7 protein-coding genes and 2 pseudogenes are annotated in these 18,509 nt (G+C 75.1%); 5 read left to right on the forward strand and 4 right to left on the reverse strand.

Annotated elements, in window-relative coordinates:
- Window positions 1-9 precede the first annotated feature (9 nt).
- Both LUW75_RS15795 and LUW75_RS15800 read left to right on the forward strand, forming a co-directional pair.
- On the forward strand, window positions 10-672 hold the full coding sequence (locus LUW75_RS15795) for an HAD family hydrolase (protein WP_250336186.1): 663 nt from the start codon (window positions 10-12) through the stop codon (window positions 670-672).
- 449 nt (window positions 673-1,121) lie between these two features.
- Window positions 1,122-6,062 carry an NAD-glutamate dehydrogenase gene (locus LUW75_RS15800; RefSeq protein WP_250336187.1) on the forward strand — a complete coding sequence of 1,647 codons (4,941 nt, stop codon included), beginning with the start codon at window positions 1,122-1,124 and terminating at the stop codon, window positions 6,060-6,062.
- A gap of 265 nt (window positions 6,063-6,327) precedes the next feature.
- Here the strand turns inward: LUW75_RS15800 and LUW75_RS15805 are convergent, their stop codons facing one another.
- The 4 genes and pseudogenes from LUW75_RS15805 to LUW75_RS15820 form a co-directional block, all read right to left on the reverse strand.
- On the reverse strand, window positions 6,328-7,200 hold the full coding sequence (locus LUW75_RS15805) for a carbohydrate ABC transporter permease (protein WP_250337693.1): 873 nt from the start codon (window positions 7,198-7,200) through the stop codon (window positions 6,328-6,330).
- A 20-nt stretch (window positions 7,201-7,220) separates the two neighbouring features.
- A complete protein-coding gene (locus tag LUW75_RS15810; protein ID WP_250336188.1) occupies window positions 7,221-8,561 on the reverse strand; it encodes a carbohydrate ABC transporter permease in 1,341 nt (446 codons plus the stop codon).
- 4 nt (window positions 8,562-8,565) lie between these two features.
- Window positions 8,566-9,930: an ABC transporter substrate-binding protein gene (locus tag LUW75_RS15815; RefSeq protein WP_250336189.1), complete on the reverse strand. Its 1,365-nt coding sequence runs from the start codon at window positions 9,928-9,930 to the stop codon at window positions 8,566-8,568.
- Window positions 9,931-10,059: 129 nt separating this feature from the next.
- A pseudogene (locus tag LUW75_RS15820) lies at window positions 10,060-13,228 on the reverse strand (FtsK/SpoIIIE domain-containing protein).
- 392 nt (window positions 13,229-13,620) lie between these two features.
- On the opposite strand from LUW75_RS15820, the gene LUW75_RS15825 reads away from it, so the two are divergent.
- From LUW75_RS15825 to prfB, 3 genes and pseudogenes are all read left to right on the forward strand, one after another.
- Entirely contained in the window at window positions 13,621-15,321 is a 1,701-nt protein-coding gene (locus tag LUW75_RS15825) for a serine/threonine-protein kinase (protein WP_250337694.1), read from the forward strand.
- A gap of 201 nt (window positions 15,322-15,522) precedes the next feature.
- A pseudogene (locus LUW75_RS15830) lies at window positions 15,523-16,780 on the forward strand (serine/threonine-protein kinase).
- Between the two features lie 81 nt (window positions 16,781-16,861).
- The gene (gene prfB / locus LUW75_RS15835) at window positions 16,862-17,980 is read left to right on the forward strand and encodes a peptide chain release factor 2 (protein ID WP_250336190.1); all 1,119 of its coding nucleotides are present in this window, start codon (window positions 16,862-16,864) and stop codon (window positions 17,978-17,980) included.
- Window positions 17,981-18,509: the final 529 nt, after the last annotated feature.

The following is an 18,509-nucleotide window of genomic DNA, read 5'->3' on the forward strand; positions in this document are numbered from 1 at the left end:
GTTTTCGGTATGGGGAAGCACCGCGCGCACCTGGTCTGGGACTGGAACGGAACCCTGCTCGACGACATCGGCGCCGTCATCGAGGCGACCAACGCCTGCTTCGAGGAGGTGGGGCTGCCGCCGATCACGCTCGAGCGGTACCGTGAGCTGTACTGCGTACCCGTCCCGCTCTTCTACGAGCGGCTGCTCGGCCGGCTCCCCACCGAGGAGGAGTGGGCCGTCATGGACGACGCGTTCCACCGGCACTACTGGGCGCGCGCCGCCGCCTGCGGGCTCGCCGACGGCGCGGCCGAGTTGCTGGCGGCCGCGCGGGAGTTCGGCCGGACGCAGTCGCTGCTGTCGCTGGCCCCGCACGACCGCCTGGTGCCGCTGGTGCGGCGGTACGGCATCGAGGAGTGGTTCGTCCGCGTCGACGGGCGTACCGACCGCTCCACCTCCGGCAAGGCCGAGCACATGGTGCGGCACCTGCTGGCCCTCGACGGGGTCCCTCCCGAGCGGACCGTGGTCATCGGGGACGCCCGCGACGACGCGGTTGCGGCGGCCCACGTCGGCGCGCGGGCGGTGCTGTACACGGGCGGGTCGCACAGCCGCGCCGGCCTGGAGGGCGCGGGCGTCCCCGTGGTCGACACGCTGGCGGAGGCCGTCGCCGTCGCCGAGGACATGGTCGGCTGACCCGGCGGGCGCCGCCCCGGGCGACCGCACGCCCCCGGCGGCCGGGACGGCCCGGCCCCGTACGCCCGGGCCGCCTACCCACCCCTCCGGGCACCTGTCACTGTCCACACCGTCAAACTTCGGGGCGGTCTTTTGTACACATGCGGCCCATGACGGTTCGGGGGCGGGGGGCGATAGCCTGGACCCGTGATCAGCGCTATACGCCGTGGGGGCAGCGCAGCCCCCGGCCGGCATCCGGCGGGCCACCGCGCCCGGGCGGGTGCTGATCCCTCCTGCCCGGTCCCCCCCGCCTTCCGGGGCTTCCCCTCCGGAAACGGCCGACAGTCGCCCGGGCTTCCCTCATTTCGGCATGACGCCCCCGCCGAGCGGATACCCCGCCTTGAAGCGTGAACGTGATGCCGCACCCTTCCCCTACGTCACGCAACGGCGCGCGACAGGAGCCAGAGGACATGCAGACCAAGCTGGACGAAGCCAAAGCCGACCTGCTCGAACAGGCCGCCCGGGTAGCTGAGAACGAGACCGGGGGCAGGCCCGGCCCGGGCGTCGTGCTCGAGTACCTCCAGCGCTACTACCTGCACACGGCTCCCGAGGACCTCGCGGACCGCGACCCGGTCGACGTGTTCGGCGCGGCGGTCTCCCACTACCGACTGGCCGAGAACCGCCCCCAGGGCACGGCGAACGTCCGCGTGCACACGCCGACCGTCGAGGAGAACGGCTGGACGTGCAGCCACACCGTCGTCGAGGTCGTCACCGACGACATGCCGTTCCTCGTCGACTCCGTCACCAACGAGCTGTCCCGGCAGAACCGCGGCATCCACCTCGTCGTGCACCCGCAGGTCGTCGTCCGCCGCGACGTGACCGGCAAGCTCATCGAGATCGTCCCCTCCGGACCCGGCTCCGAGGCCGGCGGCCACGCCAGGCCGCACGACGCACTCGTCGAGTCGTGGATCCACGTGGAGACCGACCGCGAGACCGACCGCGCCGACCTCAAGCAGATCACCGCCGACCTGCTGCGCGTCCTCTCCGACGTCCGCGAGGCCGTCGAGGACTGGGAGAAGATGCGTCAGGCCGCGCTCGGCCTCGCCGAGAGCCTCGCGGACGAGCCGACCGCCGACGACCTGCGGCCCAGCGAGGTCGAGGAAGCCCGCGAACTGCTGCGCTGGCTGGCCGACGACCACTTCACCTTCCTCGGCTACCGCGAGTACAACCTCGTCGACGGCGACGCCCTGGCCGCCGTGCCCGGCACCGGCCTCGGCATCCTGCGCTCCGACCCGCACCACAGCGGCGACGACGCCCACGGCCACCCGGTCTCCCCCTCGTTCAACCGGCTGCCCGCCGACGCCCGCGCCAAGGCACGCGAGCACAGGCTGCTCATCCTCACCAAGGCCAACAGCCGCGCCACCGTCCACCGTCCGTCCTACCTGGACTACATCGGCGTCAAGAAGTTCGACGCGCAGGGCAACGTCGTCGGGGAGCGCCGCTTCCTCGGCCTCTTCTCCTCCGCCGCCTACACCGAGTCCGTCCGGCGCGTCCCCGTCATCCGCCGCAAGGTCTCCGAGGTCCTCGACGCCGCCGGCTTCTCGCCCGCCAGCCACGACGGCCGCGACCTGCTGCAGATCCTGGAGACCTACCCGCGCGACGAGCTGTTCCAGACGCCCGTCGACCGGCTGCTGTCCATCGCCACCAGCGTCCTGTACCTCCAAGAGCGCCGCCGGCTCCGCCTCTACCTGCGCCAGGACGAGTACGGCCGCTACTACTCCGCCCTCGTCTACCTGCCGCGCGACCGCTTCAACACCACGGTCCGCGAGCGGCTCACCGACATCCTGAAGGAGGAGCTCGGCGGCACCAGCGTCGACTTCACCGCCTGGAACACCGAGTCGGTCCTCTCCCGCCTCCACTTCGTCGTCCGCGTCCCGCAGGGCACCACGCTCACCCCGCTCACCGACGCCGACGCCGACCGCATCGAGAACCGGCTCGCCGAGGCCGCCCGCTCCTGGGTCGACGGCTTCGGAGAGGCGCTCAACGCCGAGATCGGCGAGGAGCGCGCCGCCGAGCTGCTGCGCCGTTACGCGGGCGCCTTCCCCGAGGGCTACAAGGCCGACCACCCGCCGCGCTCCGCCGTCGCCGACGTCCTCCAGATGGAGCAGCTCACCCGGGGGGAGCAGGACTTCGCGCTCTCCCTGTACGAGCCGGTCGGCGCCGCCCCCGGCGAGCGCCGCTTCAAGATCTACAAGACGGGCGCGCAGGTCTCCCTCTCCGCCGTGCTGCCGGTCCTCAACCGGCTCGGCGTGGAGGTCGTCGACGAGCGCCCGTACGAGCTGCGCTGCGCCGACCGCACCCACGCCTGGATCTACGACTTCGGCCTGCGCGTCCCCGCCCCCGCCGGGGGCGCCGGCGACTACCTCGGCGAGGACGCCCGCGAGCGGTTCCAGGAGGCGTTCGCCGCCACCTGGACCGGGCAGGCGGAGAACGACGGCTTCAACGCCCTGGTCCTCAGCGCCGGCCTGACCTGGCGCCAGGCCATGGTGCTGCGCGCCTACGCCAAGTACCTGCGGCAGGCCGGGTCGACGTTCAGCCAGGACTACATGGAGGACACCCTCCGCGACAACGTCCACACGACGCGGCTGCTCGTCTCGCTGTTCGAGGCGCGGATGGCGCCGGAGCGGCAGCGGGCCGGCACCGAGCTGACGGACGGCATCCTGGAGGAGCTCGACGGAGCCCTCGACCAGGTCGCCTCGCTCGACGAGGACCGCATCCTGCGGTCGTTCCTCACCGTCATCAAGGCGACCCTGCGGACCAACTTCTTCCAGCGGGACGCCGAGGGCCGGCCGCACGGGTACGTGTCGATGAAGTTCGACCCGCAGGCCATCCCGGACCTGCCGGCGCCGCGCCCCGCGTTCGAGATCTGGGTGTACTCCCCGCGCGTCGAGGGCGTCCACCTGCGCTTCGGCAAGGTCGCGCGCGGCGGCCTGCGCTGGTCCGACCGGCGCGAGGACTTCCGCACGGAGGTCCTCGGCCTGGTCAAGGCGCAGATGGTGAAGAACACCGTCATCGTCCCGGTCGGCGCGAAGGGCGGCTTCGTCGCCAAGCAGCTGCCCGACCCGGCCGTCGACCGCGACGCGTGGCTGGCCGAGGGCGTCGCCTCGTACCGGACGTTCGTCTCCGCGCTGCTCGACATCACCGACAACCTGGTCGGCGGCGAGGTCGTGCCGCCCGCCGACGTGGTCCGCCACGACGAGGACGACACGTACCTGGTCGTCGCCGCGGACAAGGGCACGGCGACGTTCTCCGACATCGCCAACGAGGTCGCCGTCTCGTACGGCTTCTGGCTCGGCGACGCCTTCGCCTCCGGCGGCTCCGCCGGGTACGACCACAAGGGCATGGGCATCACCGCGCGCGGCGCCTGGGAGTCGGTGAAGCGGCACTTCCGGGAGCTGGGCCACGACACGCAGACGGAGGACTTCACCGTCGTCGGCGTCGGCGACATGTCCGGTGACGTGTTCGGCAACGGCATGCTGCTCTCCGAGCACATCCGCCTCGTCGCCGCCTTCGACCACCGGCACATCTTCATCGACCCGGACCCGGACGCGGCCGTCTCGTACGCCGAGCGGCGCCGCCTGTTCGAGCTGCCCCGCAGTTCCTGGGCCGACTACGACCCGGAGCTGCTCTCGCCGGGCGGCGGCGTCCACTCGCGCCAGGCCAAGTCCATCCCGGTCAACGCGCACATGCGGGCGGCGCTCGGCATCGGCCAGGACGTCACCAAACTGACCCCGGCCGAGCTGATGAAGGCCATCCTCAAGGCGCCGGTGGACCTGCTGTGGAACGGCGGCATCGGCACGTACGTCAAGGCGTCCACCGAGTCGCACGCCGACGTCGGCGACAAGGCCAACGACGCCATCCGCGTCAACGGCGAGGACCTGCGGGTCAAGGTCGTCGGCGAGGGCGGCAACCTGGGCCTCACCCAGCTCGGCCGCATCGAGTTCGCCCGCGCCGGCGGCCCCGAGGGCACCGGCGGCAGGATCAACACCGACGCCCTCGACAACAGCGCCGGCGTCGACACCTCCGACCACGAGGTGAACATCAAGATCCTGCTGAACGGGCTCGTCGCCGACGGCGACATGACCGTCAAGCAGCGCAACGCGATCCTCGCGGAGATGACCGACGAGGTCGGCTCCCTGGTGCTGCGCAACAACTACGCGCAGAACGTGGCGCTCGCCCTCGCCGTCCACCAGTCCGGTTCCCTCCTCCACGCCCACCAGCGGTTCATGCGCCGCCTGGAGCGCGACGGGCGGCTCGACCGGAACCTCGAATTCCTCCCCAGCGACCGGCAGATCCGCGAACTGCTCGGCGGCGACAAGGGGCTCAGCCAGCCCGAGCTCGCCGTGCTGCTCGCCTACACCAAGATCACGGTGGCGGAGGAGCTGGTCCACACCGACCTGCCGGACGACCCGTACCTGCGGAGCCTGCTCCACACGTACTTCCCGGCGCTCCTGCGCGAGCGGTTCCCCGAGCAGATCGACGCGCACGCGCTGCGCCGGGAGATCATCACCACGATCCTGGTGAACGACGCGGTCAACACCGGCGGTTCGACGTTCCTGCACCGGCTCCGCGAGGAGACCGGCGCGTCGATCGCGGAGATCGTCCGCGCGCAGACGGCCGCCCGCGCCATCTTCGGCCTGGGCGCCGTCTGGGACGCGGTGGAGGCGCTCGACAACCGGGTCCCGGCCGAGGTGCAGACCCGGATCCGGCTGCACTCGCGCCGCCTCGTCGAGCGCGGCACGCGCTGGCTGCTCAACAACCGGCCGCAGCCGCTCCAGCTCGCCGAGACGATCGACTTCTTCGGCGCCCGCGTCGAGCAGGTGTGGGCCGAGCTGCCGAAGATGCTGCGCGGCGCCGACCTGGAGTGGTACGAGGGCCTGGTCGCCGAGCTGACCGGGGAGGGCGTCCCCCAGGAGCTGGCCGCCCGGGTCGCCGGCTTCTCGTCGGCGTTCCCGACGCTCGACATCGTCGCCGTCGCGGACCGCACGGGCAAGGAGCCGCTGGCCGTCGCCGAGGTGTACTACGACCTCGCCGACCGGCTGGGGATCACCCAGCTGATGGACCGCATCATCGAGCTGCCGCGCGCCGACCGCTGGCAGTCGATGGCGCGCGCCGCGATCCGCGAGGACCTGTACGCGGCACACGCCGCCCTCACCTCCGACGTGCTGTCCGCCGGGAACGGCTCGTCGACGCCGGAGGAGCGGTTCGCGGCCTGGGAGGAGAAGAACGCCTCCCTGCTGGCGCGGGCGCGGACCACGCTGGAGGAGATCCAGAACTCCGACGCCTTCGACCTGGCGAACCTCTCGGTGGCCATGCGGACGATGCGGACGCTGCTGCGCGCCCACGGCTGAGCCGCGGCGCGGCGGCCGGTACGGCCTCGCAGGGGGCGCCCACCCGCGCGGTGGGCGCCCCCTGCGCGTTCCCACGGAGTCCGTGGCCACCCCGGCCGCCGTGCCCGCGCCGTGCCCGCGCCGCGCCGCGCCGCGCCGCGGCACGGGCGCGAGCGCGGCGGAGGGCCTCCGGGCGGTGTGCGCCCCCGGGTGCGCGCGGTGGTGCCGGCTCTCCGCCCGCCGCGCGCCTCCGGGGGACGCGGCGGGCGGCCGCCCGGGGAAGGCGCTACTTCACCGCCCCCGCCATCACTCCCGAGACGAACTGCCGCTGGAAGGCGAAGAACACCGCCAGCGGCACCACCATCGACACGAACGCGCCCGGCGCCAGCACGTCGATGTTGTTGCCGAACTGGCGTACCTGCTGCTGGAGCGCCACCGTGATCGGCGGGGCGTCGGAGTCGGCGAAGATCAGCGCGACCAGCATGTCGTTCCACACCCACAGGAACTGGAAGATGCCGAGCGACGCGATCGCCGGACCGCCCAGCGGCAGCACCACGCGTGCGAAGAGCCGGATCTCGCCCGCCCCGTCGAGGCGGGCCGCCTCCAGCAGCTCGCGCGGGATCTCCGCGAAGAAGTTGCGCAGCAGGAAGATCGCGAACGGCAGTCCGAAGGCCGTGTGGAACAGGACCACGCCCAGCGTCGTCTCGAAGACGCCGATCTCGCCGAACAGCTCCGACACCGGCACGAGCGCCACCTGCACCGGCACCACCAGCAGCCCCACCACGGCCAGGAACCACCAGTCGCGGCCCGGGAACTCCATCCACGCGAACGCGTATCCGGCGAGCGAGCCGATCACGACGACGAGCACCGTCGCCGGGACGGTGATCATCACCGTGGAGAGCAGCGAGCCGGTGATCGCCTCGTTGCCCAGGATCGCCGCGTAGTTGTCGGCCGTCAGCTGCGCCGGGGCGGTGAACACCGTCCACCAGCCGCTCCCGCTGATGTCGGACGGCGAACGCAGGGAGGACAGCAGCAGACCCACCGTGGGCGTCAGCCAGAAGAGCGCGACGGCGACGAGGAACACCTGCGCGGCGCCCCCCGCCAACCGCGAGACCAGCCGCGAGCCGGGCCGGGAGCCCGGCCGCGAGCCCGGTGGCACCGACGTGGTACGCGATCCCCTCACCGCCCCGCCCTCCTGATCCGTCGGACGTTGAAGAACATCACCGGGAGCACCAGCACCAGCAGCAGCACCGAGATCGCGCTGCCGACGCCCAGGTGGGCGTCGGTGCCGAAGGACGAGCGGTACAGCTGGAGCGCCAGCACGTTCGCGTCGTCCTGTACCGACCCCGGCGCGATGATGAACACCAGGTCGAAGATCTTCAGCACGTTGATCACCAGCGTCACCAGCACCACCGCCAGCACCGGCGCGAGCAGCGGCACCGTCACCCGGCGGAACACCTGCCACTCGTTGGCGCCGTCCACGCGGGCCGCCTCCAGCAGCTCGCGCGGCAGGCCCGCGAGGCCGGCCCCGATGAGGACCATCGCGAAGCCCGCCCACATCCAGACGTAGGCGCCGATCACGGCGGGCGTCACCAGCGCCGGGCCCAGCCAGTCCACACCGTTGTACGGCTCCCGGAAGTTGACCTCCGGCAGCCGCAGCAGCGCCCCGTCCGCCGCGGCGGGCAGGGTGAACGAGCCGTCCGCCGCCGCCGTCGCCGTGGCGACGACCCGGCCGTCCCGCACCGCCTCGATCCGCAGGCCCTTCAGGCCCAGCTCCCCGGCGTCGACGGTGTTGGGGGTGCCCCCGCCGCCCCGGGTGAAGTCCAGCCACGCCGTGCCGGCGACCGTGCCGGGGGCGGTCCGCGGCTCGCGTGCCGGCCGGGCGTCGCCGGGCATCTTCGCGGGTGCCACGCCGACGAGCGGCAGCCGCGCGGGCGTTCCCGCCCGCGCCGGCTCCTTCGTCACGTACGCGCCGCCGCCCGCCGCCTCCAGCGGGTGCACCGGCAGCGGGCGGGCCTTCGGGTAGCCGGCCGACTCGGCGAACGTGTCGTGGACGCCGACCCACACCGCGTTGGCGACGCCCCGGTCGGGGTCCTGCTCGTACACGAGCCGGAAGATGATCCCGGCGGCCAGCATGGAGATCGCCATCGGCATGAAGACGACCAGTTTGAACGCCGTGCCCCAGCGCACCCGTTCGGTCAGCACCGCGAAGACCAGCCCGAGGGCGGTGGCCAGCGTCGGGGCGAGGACGACCCAGACCGCGGTGTTGCGCACCGCCGTCAGGATCGTCTCGTCGGTGAAGATCTCCGCGTAGTTGTCGAGGCCGGCGAAGCCCGTGCCGGCCCGGTCGAGGAACGACCGCTGGACGGAGTACCCGATCGGGTACACGACGAGGGCGCCCAGCAGTACCAGCGCGGGCAGCAGGAACGCGGCGGCGAGCAGCCCGCGGGTGCCCGTCACACCCCTGCGGGCGGGCCGCCGGTACCGCTGCCGCGTCCGGAGCGGGGGAGCGGCGGTCACGGCGTCAGCTCCCGCTCCGGTACGCCTTGGCCGCGTCCGCCTCCAGGCGCGCCTGCGTTCCCGCGACGTCCTTCGGGTTCTTCAGGAAGTCCTGGAGCGCCTTCCACTCGCCCTTGCCGGGCGTACCGCCGAACGACTGCGGCATCTGGTCCGACATGTCGAAGCGGAAGCCGTCGCCGGCGGCGATCAGCGCCTTCGCGATGCCGCGCTGCACGTCGTTCGGGTACGCGGCCGGGTCCAGCGACTTGTTGGGCGAGACGAACCCGCCCTCGGCCGCCCAGATCGCCGCCGCGTCCGGCGACGCGAGGAACGTCAGCAGCGCCCGCGACGCGGGCCTGTCCGTCAGCGCCACCGCCACGTCCCCGCCCGTCACCACGGGCGGCTCGCCGCCGTCCACCGCCGGGAACGGGAACACCTTCGCGTCCGTGCCGACCTCCGCCTCGGTCTGGGCGATGTTGATCGACACGAAGTCACCCTCGAAGACCATCGCCGCCTTGGGCTGGTCGCCGCCGGTGAACGTCTGCGTCACCGACGCGGGGAACTCCGTCTGCAGCGCCCCGGCCGCGCCGCCCGCGATCAGCTCCGGCTTCCCGAACAACCCGGCGAGCGTCGTCAGGGCACGGGTCACCGACGGGTCGGTCCACTTGATGCGGTGCTTCGCCAACCGGTCGTACTTCTCCGGTCCGGCCTGCGACAGGTAGACGTTCTCGAACCAGTCCGTCAGCGTCCACCCGTCCGCACCGCCGACCGACACGGGCGTGACCCCGGACGCGGAGATCGTCTCGGCGGTGGCCAGCAGTTCCTTCCACGTCTTCGGCTCGGACGCGCCGGCGTTGTCGAAGACCGCCGCGTTGTACCAGACCAGCGACTTGTTGGCGGCCTTGAAGTACACGCCGTACTGCGTGCCGTCCACCGCGCCGAGGTCCCGCCAGCCCTCGGAGTAGTTCTTCGCCAGCTGCGCCTCGGCCTCCGCGCCCGCCGGTTTCGCCCACTTCCGCTCGACGGCCTGCTGCAACGCGCCGACCTGCTGGAGCATCGCCACGTCGGGCGGCGAACCGCCGGCGATCTTCGTGCCGATGTAGTTGAGCATCGCGTCCTGCGTCGGCACGTACGAGACGTTCGCGCCGGTGCGCTTCCCGAACTCCTCCAGCACCTTGGTGAACGCCTTCTGCTCCGGCCCCGTCCAGACGCCCACCACCTGCAGCCGCTGCCCGTCCAGTTTCGGCAACCGGACGGTCCGCGCGGTGCTCCCGCCGTTCGCGTCCCCGTCCGGGCGCGGCCCGCCGCCGTCGCCGCAGCCCGCGAGCGCGAGGGCCCCGGCGGCCGCGAGGGCCACGACGGTCCGGCGTTTGCGCGGAGTTGTACGCATCACTGCCCCGTTTCTTCCGTGTGCGTCGTCCCTGTCGTCCCTTTCGCTCTGGTCTACGCCGCGTACCGGAGGGCCGCAATACCGCCTTCCGCCCCTACCGCTGGATCGTGATCGGCTCGTGACGTGCCGTCAGCGCACGGGGCCGGCGGCGCCGGAAGCGGCGGCGAGCGGCGGCAGGGGCGTCGCGCCGACCGAGCGGGCCGCCCGGTCCAGGGCGCTGGCCAGCAGGGCCAGGTCGGTCGGCCCGTTGCCCAGCTCCCGTACGGGGCGACGGGCCGGCGGGTCGCCCATGCGCTCCCACTCCAGCGGGACGACGGTGGGGCGCAGCGTCGCCGTGCGGGGGATCCGCCCGGTCACGCGGCCCGCCTGGAACGGCGTCACCCGCCCGTCGGCGTGGCGCACCCGTCCCCGGCCGGGCGCCGGGTCGTCCGGGCCGGGCGGCGCGGGCGGCGCGTCCAGCACGACCCGGGTCCGCGCCCGGCGGTCCGGTTCCGTCCCGGCCGTACGGTCCGGGTGGGCCGTCGCCGCCACCAGGTGGACGCCCAGCCGCCCGCCGTCCCGCGCGACGGCCTCCAGCGCCCGTACGACCGAACCCGCCGCCGGGCGGCCCGGACTGCCGAGCGCGGGCGCGACCAGCGCGTCCAGGTCGTCGACCAGCACGACGAGGCGGGGCGGCGGCGCCGCCGCCTCGCCCCCGGGCCGCCCGGTGCCCGCGGCGGGGCGCAGCCGCAGCGTGCGGCCCGACCCGGGGGCCGGGTCGCCGCCGCGCTGCTCGGGGACGGTCCGGTCGGCGGGCGGGGTGTCCGGGCGGCCGCCGTCGCCGTGCGCGGGCCATTCGGCGAGCCCCTCGCGGCCCAGCAGCTCCGCGCGCCGCTTCAGTTCGGCGCCGAGCGCCTGCGCGAACGCCCGCATCCGCACCGGGTCCGAGGCGACGAGGTGCTCCGTGACGTGCGGCAGGTCGGCGCAGGGGCCGAGGCCGTCGCCCCGCTCCCCCGCCCGCGCCGTCCACCAGCAGCAGCCCGAGCCGGTCGGGCCGCGTCGCGGCGGCGAGCGACGCCGCGACGGAGCGCAGCAGCTCCGTACGGCCGCTCCCCGCGGGGCCCTCGACCAGCAGGTGCGGGCCGTCGGGGCCCGCCAGGTCCACGCCGACCGGGCCGTGCGGGCCGGCGCCCAGCACCGCCGTGCCGTCCGGGGCGGACGCCCAGCGGGCCATCAGCGACGCGGGAGTGGCCCTCGCCAGCTCCAGCTCCTCGAGCAGGCGCGACGACGGGGGCAGCGCCGCGGCCGCGGTCCGCCCGCGCCGCTCGGGCCCGTCCGCGCGCAGCGGCGCCAGCGCCCGGGCGAACCGCTCCGCCCACGCCGGCGACACCGCGTCGACCGCCGCGACCGTGCCGTGGCCCGCCGGACGGCCGCCCGCCGTCCGCATCACCCGCACCGCCGTCGCCACCTCGCCCGTCAGCAGGCCCACCGCGCCGCACTCCCGGAACCCCGGCGCCGCGCACGCCGCCTCGTAGGCCGCCGCCACCGGGAAGACCGCCGTCGCGGGCGCCGTCTCCGCCAGGCGCACCAGGTGGACGCCGGCCGCCGCGCCCGCGCCCGCCAGCCGTACGACCGCCTCCCGCAGCGCCCCGGTGCCCGGGTCGCCGTCGACCACCACCACCGTGCACGGCCCCGGGGCGGCCTCCGCCGGGCCGGGGCCGGGCGGCCCGCCGTCCAGCCGCCGGGCCAGCTCCGCCATCCGTGCGGCGGCCTGGTCGGGGTCGTACGCGAGGAGCAGCCGGCAGTCCTGGCCGTGTGCGGGCCGGACGTGCGGCAGCCAGCCGAGCCACGCCCAGTCGCGGCGGCGCTCCTCCAGGGGACGGGCCGGATCCGCGCCGACCAGCACGATCTCCAGGTCGGCCGGGGCGTGCAGGGCGGCGAGCTGGGCCACGACCGAGCGGGCCAGGCCCAGGAGCCGGGCGCGCGGCCCGGCGAGGCCCAGTGCCCCGGCCTCCCGCAGCCCGACGGTGACCGGCACCGCCGGGAGGTCGGCCCGGTCCGTCGTGCCGAGCCGCACCGCGAGCGCCTCCGGATGGGCCGGTGCCCGCTCCCAGAGCCGCGGGCCCGGCCCGAGGGCGGTCAGCAGCACGGCGGCCGGGTCGGGCCACGCCTCGGCGCCGGGCACCCGCGGCGCGTCGGGCGCGGCGGACCCGGTACCCGGGCCGTCCGGGGCGGCCCGGTCCGCCTGGTCCCCGCGCCCGCCGGCCAGCCGCCGGGCCCAGGCGCCTATCCCGCGCCGCCTGGCCGGCTCCCCGGGCGCGGGGCCGCCTCCGGCGAAGGCCCCCGCGGCGCCCCCGCGGTCGTGCGCCGCCCCCTCGCGGGCGTCCGGTCCGGCCGCGTCCGGGGCGCCGGAGCGGACGCCCCCGCGCGCGCGGCCGTGGTCCGCGCCGGTCGGGAGCGCCTCGGCGCCTCCCCGTGCCGCGGCGGGGGAGCGCCGTACGGACCGCTCCCGCCCCCGGGGGCCTCCGCGGCGCCGCGGAGGCCCCCCGCCCGCTCGTGCCCGTCCGCGCCGGAGGCGTCCCCGGGGCCGGCCGGGGAGCCCGCCCGGCCCCGGTCCGCGGCGGGGGCGTACGGCCGGGTCCGCCCGTCCTCCGCCGTGCCGCCCGCCGCGCGCGCGACGCGCACCCGGCCCTCGCCGTCCGGGGCCCTGGGCAGGACGGCGGCGTCCGCTCCGGCGGACAGGCGCAGGGCAGACTCGCCGACCCTGAGCAGCGCCCCCCGGGGGCAGGTGGACGGGCCGGGGGCCGACCGGCCGGCCCTCCAGCGCCGTCCCGTTCGTCGACCCCGGGTCGGCGACCGTCACACGGCCGTCCCCGCCGACCGCGAGCTCGCAGTGGAGCCGTGACACGTCGGGGTCGTCCAGCGGTACGTCGGCGTCGGAGGAGCGGCCGACGCGGACGTGCCCGGGGTGCAGCAGGTGCACCCCGCCCGCGTCCGGTCCCGCCACCACGTGCAGCCGCGCGACCGCGTCGCCGGGGGCGGCCGCGTCGTCCGCGGGGACCTGGAGCGCCAGCACCGCCCCGTCGACGAGGGGCGGCTCGCCCAGGGCGCAGCGCTGGAGGTCGAGCCGTTCGCGCCCGGCGTACAGCACGACGGGGCCCGTGCCCGCCGCGCCGTCCGGCCCCGCCGCCGCGGCGGCGACACCGGAGGCCACGGCGGCCAGCGCGGTGCCGGCGGGGGCGGTGACGAGCACGTCGCAGGCGCGCCGCGCGGTCTGCCCGCCGGGCGGCGCCGCGAGGACGGTCAGCCGGATCTGCATCGCCGTCAGCGGTCCCTTCTGCGCGACGCGCCCGGCGGCGGGGGACAGGCCGTCGACGCCCCCGCCCATGCGCGGACACGTCGTCCGGTACAGGTCGGCACGGCCCGTCCCGGAGGCTCCCGTCCCCGTGGCGCGCCGCGCAGGGGCATCCTCCCACCTGCGACCGGTCCGGCGCCCCCGGACCGGCAAAGAACGATCTTGGGATTCCCGTCCGCAGGGAAAGCGCCCGCCCCGCCCGCGCCCCGGGCAACCGGGCGCCCCGGCGGCACGTCTTCCCTCTCGTCCCGTCCGGCGGAGAGATGTTCGAAGGAAATTCGAAGGAAGCGGAACGGCACTACAGTGGGTCGGACGAAAGACCGGTTTCGGACCACGATCGCGGGGAGCACATGACCGTGCGGCCAGTCGGCAGCAAGTACCTGCTCGAGCAGCCGCTCGGACGCGGCGCCACGGGCACCGTCTGGCGTGCCCGCCAGAGGGAGACGGCGGGCGCCGAGGCGGCCGTCCCGGGCCAGCCCGGCGAGACCGTCGCGATCAAGGTCCTCAAGGAGGAACTCGCGAACGACGCGGACGTCGTGATGCGCTTCCTCCGGGAGCGCTCCGTACTCCTGCGCCTCACCCACCCCAACATCGTCCGCACCCGCGACCTGGTGGTCGAGGGCGACCTGCTCGCCCTCGTCATGGACCTGATCGACGGCCCGGACCTGCACCGCTACCTCCGCGAGAACGGCCCGCTGACCCCGGTCGCCGCGGCGCTCCTGACCGCCCAGATCGCGGACGCGCTGGCCGCCAGCCACGCCGACGGCATCGTGCACCGCGACCTCAAGCCGGCGAACGTCCTGCTCGCCGAGCGTGACGGGCGGATGCACCCGATGCTCACCGACTTCGGCATCGCCCGCCTCGCCGACTCCCCGGGCCTGACCCGCACCCACGAGTTCGTCGGCACTCCCGCGTACGTCGCGCCCGAGTCCGCCGAGGGCCGCCCGCAGACCTCCGCCGTGGACGTCTACGGCGCCGGAATCCTGCTGTACGAGCTGGTCACCGGTCGTCCCCCGTTCGCGGGCGGCACGGCGCTGGAGGTCCTGCACCGGCACCTCAGCGAGGAGCCCCGCCGCCCGTCGACCGTGCCGGCCCCGCTGTGGACGGTCATCGAGCGCTGCCTCAGCAAGGACCCCGACCGCCGTCCCAGCGCCGAGAACCTCGCGCGGGCGCTGCGCACGGTCGCCGCCGGCGTCGGCGTCCACGCGACCCCCGCGGAGATCGAGGCGGCCGAGGGCGTCGACGCGCTGCTGGCGCCCGACCCGTCCCCCGCGCCCGTCCCCGGTGCGCCGGGCGTCCCCGGCGCCTCCGACGCCACCCAGGTCCTCCCGAACACCGGCCCGGACGCCCCGCAGTACGACCCGGCGGCCGCGACCAGCGTCCTCCCGCAGACCGGCCCCGCCCCCGCCGGGCCGGCCGGTGCGGCGGACCCGACCGCCGTCCTGCCGCCCGTACCGCGGCCGGAGGACCCGCACCCCTGGCAGACGCAGCTGCGCGCCGCCCGGGACCGCAACGAGCAGACCCAGGTCCAGTACCTCAGCCCCGAAGAGGACCCTCTGCGCCGCCGCCCCCAGCGGAGTCCCCGGCAACCGCCCCAGCCCCAGCCGCCCCAGCCCCAGCCGCCCCAGCCCCAACCGCAGCCCCCGTACCCGCCGCAGCACCGGCAGCAGTACGCCCCGCAGCCTCCGCCGCAGCAGTACGCCCCGCAGCCGCTCCAGCCCCAGCAGTACGCCCCGGCGCCCCGGCAGCAGTACGCCCCCCAGCCGCAGGCACCCCAGCAGCCCCAGCCGCCGCAGCCCGCGCCGCGCGCCCCGCGGCAGCGCAGCGCCAACCCGATGCGCATTCCCGGCCTGGGCTGCCTCAAGGGCTGCCTGTTCACGGTCGTGCTCCTCGTCGCGGCCGGCTGGCTCGTCTGGGAGCTGACCCCCCTCCAGGACTGGATCGCCCAGGGCAAGAGCTACTGGCAGGCCATCAGCGACGCGTTCTCCGCGGTCAGCGACTGGATCTCCGAAGTGAGCGGCGGCACGGAGAACCCGGCCCCGCCGGCGCAGCGGTGACCTCCGCGCCGGGGCGGCCCGCACCGCCCCGGCGCCCACCGCCGGGCCCGTCCGGGGCGGCCCGCCGCCCGCGCCCCTCCCCGGTCCGCGCCGACCTCGTCGCCTTGTCGACTTCGCAGGGGTGATTTCCGCTCCCGCGTGACCACCGGCGCCCGCATCCGCGTAACGTGGTCGAGAACGCCAGCCGCTGAGGGAGCAGTCTTGGCACGGAAAATCGGCAGCCGGTACACGGCTCACCAGATTCTGGGGCGGGGCAGTGCCGGCACGGTGTGGCTCGGGGAGGGCCCGGAGGGCCCGGTCGCCATCAAGCTGCTGCGCGAGGACCTCGCCTCCGACCAGGAACTCGTCGGCCGCTTCGTTCGGGAGCGCACCGCTCTGCTCGGGCTGGAGCACCCGCACGTGGTGGCCGTGCGCGACCTGGTCGTCGACGGCAACGACCTGGCCCTGGTCATGGACCTCGTCCGCGGCACCGACCTGCGCAGCCGCCTCGACCGCGAGCGCCGCCTCGCGCCCGCCGCGGCCGTCGCCGTCGTCGCGGACGTCGCCGAGGGCCTCGCCGCCGCACACGCCGCCGGGGTCGTCCACCGGGACGTCAAGCCGGAGAACATCCTGCTCGACATGGAGGGCCCCCTCGGCCCGGGCGGCGCCCACCCCGCCCTCCTCACCGACTTCGGCGTGGCCAAGCTGATCGACACCCCGCGCCGCACCCGCACCAACCGCATCATCGGCACCCCCGACTACCTCGCCCCCGAGATCGTCGAGGGCCTGCAGCCGCGCGCCGCCGTCGACATCTACGCCCTCGCCACCGTCCTGTACGAGCTGCTGGCGGGCTTCACCCCGTTCGGCGGCGGGCACCCGGGCGCCGTGCTGCGCCGCCACGTCACCGAGACGGTCGTCCCGCTGCCCGGCATCCCCGACGAGCTGTGGCAGCTGATCGTCCAGTGCCTGGCCAAGGCGCCCGCGTCCCGGCTGCGCGCCTCCGAGCTCGCCGCCCGCCTCCACGACCTGGCGCCGCTCGTCGCCCACATGCCCCCCTGGACGTGGACGAGCCGGGCGCCGAGCCGTCCCCGGAGCCGTACGAGGACGACCCGTACCCGACGCTTCCCGGCGCCCCGCGCCGCGCCGCCGTCCCGCTGGTCCCCGGCTCCTCCGCCGACTCCAGCCGCGACACCCACACGTCGATGCGCGTGCCCGGCCCGGACGAGCTGTCCGGCGGCCCCCTCGGCACCGCCCGGGCCCCCGCGCGTCCGGTCAGCGCCGCCCCGGTTCGGCCCGCAACAAGCCGTCCGCCGTCCGCAGGCGCCGTCTCGCGCTCTCCGTCGCGGGCGCCGCCCTGGCCGCCGCGGCGGGCGTCGGCGGCTGGCTCGCGGTCGGCGGCGACGACGCGGAGGCGCCGCCCCGGGACTTCCGGCAGTCCGCCCCCGAGACCGCTCCGGACACCGGCCCCACCCGGCCCTGAGCAGGCACGCGGCGCCCCACGGGGAGCGATCCGCCGCCCTCGGGGGAGGGCACCGCCGCGGTCAGCCGTTACGCTGGACCCGTGGCAGTCGTCGACGTATCCGAAGAGCTGAAGTCCCTCACCTCGACCATGGGGTCCATCGAGGCGGTCCTCGACCTCGACAAGATGAGGGCAGACATCGCCGTGCTCGAGGAGCAGGCGGCCGCGCCGTCCCTGTGGGACGACCCCGAGGCGGCACAGAAGATCACCAGCAGGCTGTCCCACCTCCAGGCCGAGGTGCGCAAGGCGGAGACCCTGCGCGGCCGGATCGACGACCTCGCGGTGCTGTTCGAGCTCGCCGAGGCCGAGGACGACCCGGACGCCCTCGCCGAGGCCGAGGCGGAGCTCACCGAGGTCCGCAAGGCCCTCGACGAGATGGAGGTCCGCACGCTTCTGTCCGGCGAGTACGACGAGCGCGAGGCCCTCGTCACCATCCGCGCCGAGGCCGGCGGCGTCGACGCCTCCGACTTCGCCGAGCGCCTGCAGCGCATGTACCTCCGCTGGGCCGAGCGGCACGACTACAAGACCGAGATCTACGAGACGTCGTACGCGGAGGAGGCGGGCATCAAGTCGACCACGTTCGTCGTCCACGCCCCCTACGCGTACGGCACGCTCTCCGTCGAGCAGGGCACCCACCGCCTGGTCCGCATCTCCCCGTTCGACAACCAGGGCCGCCGCCAGACGTCCTTCGCGGGCGTCGAGGTGCTGCCGGTCGTCGAGCAGACCGACTCCATCGAGATCCCGGAGAACGAGCTCCGCATCGACGTGTACCGGTCCTCCGGCCCCGGCGGCCAGTCCGTCAACACCACGGACTCCGCGGTCCGCATCACGCACATCCCGACGGGCGTGGTCGTCTCCTGCCAGAACGAGAAGTCGCAGATCCAGAACAAGGCGTCCGCGATGCGCGTCCTCCAGGCCCGCCTCCTGGAGCGCCGACGCCAGGAGGAGCGCGCCAAGATGGACGCCCTCAAGGGCGACGGCGGCAGCTCCTGGGGCAACCAGATGCGCTCCTACGTCCTGCACCCGTACCAGATGGTCAAGGACCTGCGCACGGAGCACGAGGTCGGCAACCCGCAGGCCGTCCTCGACGGCGAGATCGACGCCTTCCTGGAGGCGGGCATCCGCTGGCGCAAGCAGCAGGAGCAGGAGCAGGAGAAGTAAACGGGCCCGCCCCGTCCCGCTGCACGACCGGCGCCGCACCCCCGTCAGGGGTGCGGCGCCGCTGCACGCGGACGCCGGCGGGAGACCGCTCCCGGTGCGCGCCGCGAGGACGGCTCCCCGAGGAGGAGCCGGTTCCCGGAGGGGACCTCCCGTACGGTTTCCGCGTCCGGGGCACCGGACTCGCCGACGGGAGGCCGGCCCCGGGCCGACCGGGCGGCCCCGTCACGCCTCAAGGGGACCGAACCGGAACCCTGCGGGCGCCTCGTTCCGGACGGCGGGGTGGCGACCGGCGCCCGGGTGCTCTGCGGCGATCCGGCCCGGGACCGGGCGGCGCCGACGGGGCGAGCCGCCCCGTCCGGCGTCCCGTCCGGACCACGGGGAGACCGGGCGGACCGCCGCCCCCTGCGAGGCCGCGCAGTTCACCGGTGGCTTTGTCGACAAGGTAATCGCCGTGCCTGCCAGGGACTTCGCGTTTACGTCACAGATGCATGCCCGCATAGCGGGCAAAACCGAATCACTCAACCCTTCT

This window comes from Streptomyces sp. MRC013 (genome assembly GCF_023614235.1).
Classification (GTDB): domain Bacteria; phylum Actinomycetota; class Actinomycetes; order Streptomycetales; family Streptomycetaceae; genus Streptomyces.

What these genes read in the sequence shown, in the direction of transcription:
- LUW75_RS15795 (WP_250336186.1), top strand. Translation starts at nt 10, where the DNA reads ATGGGGAAGCACCGCGCGCACCTGGTCTGGGACTGGAACGGAACCCTG.
- LUW75_RS15815 (WP_250336189.1), bottom strand. Translation starts at nt 9,930, where the DNA reads ATGCGTACAACTCCGCGCAAACGCCGGACCGTCGTGGCCCTCGCGGCC.
- LUW75_RS15800 (WP_250336187.1), top strand. Translation starts at nt 1,122, where the DNA reads ATGCAGACCAAGCTGGACGAAGCCAAAGCCGACCTGCTCGAACAGGCC.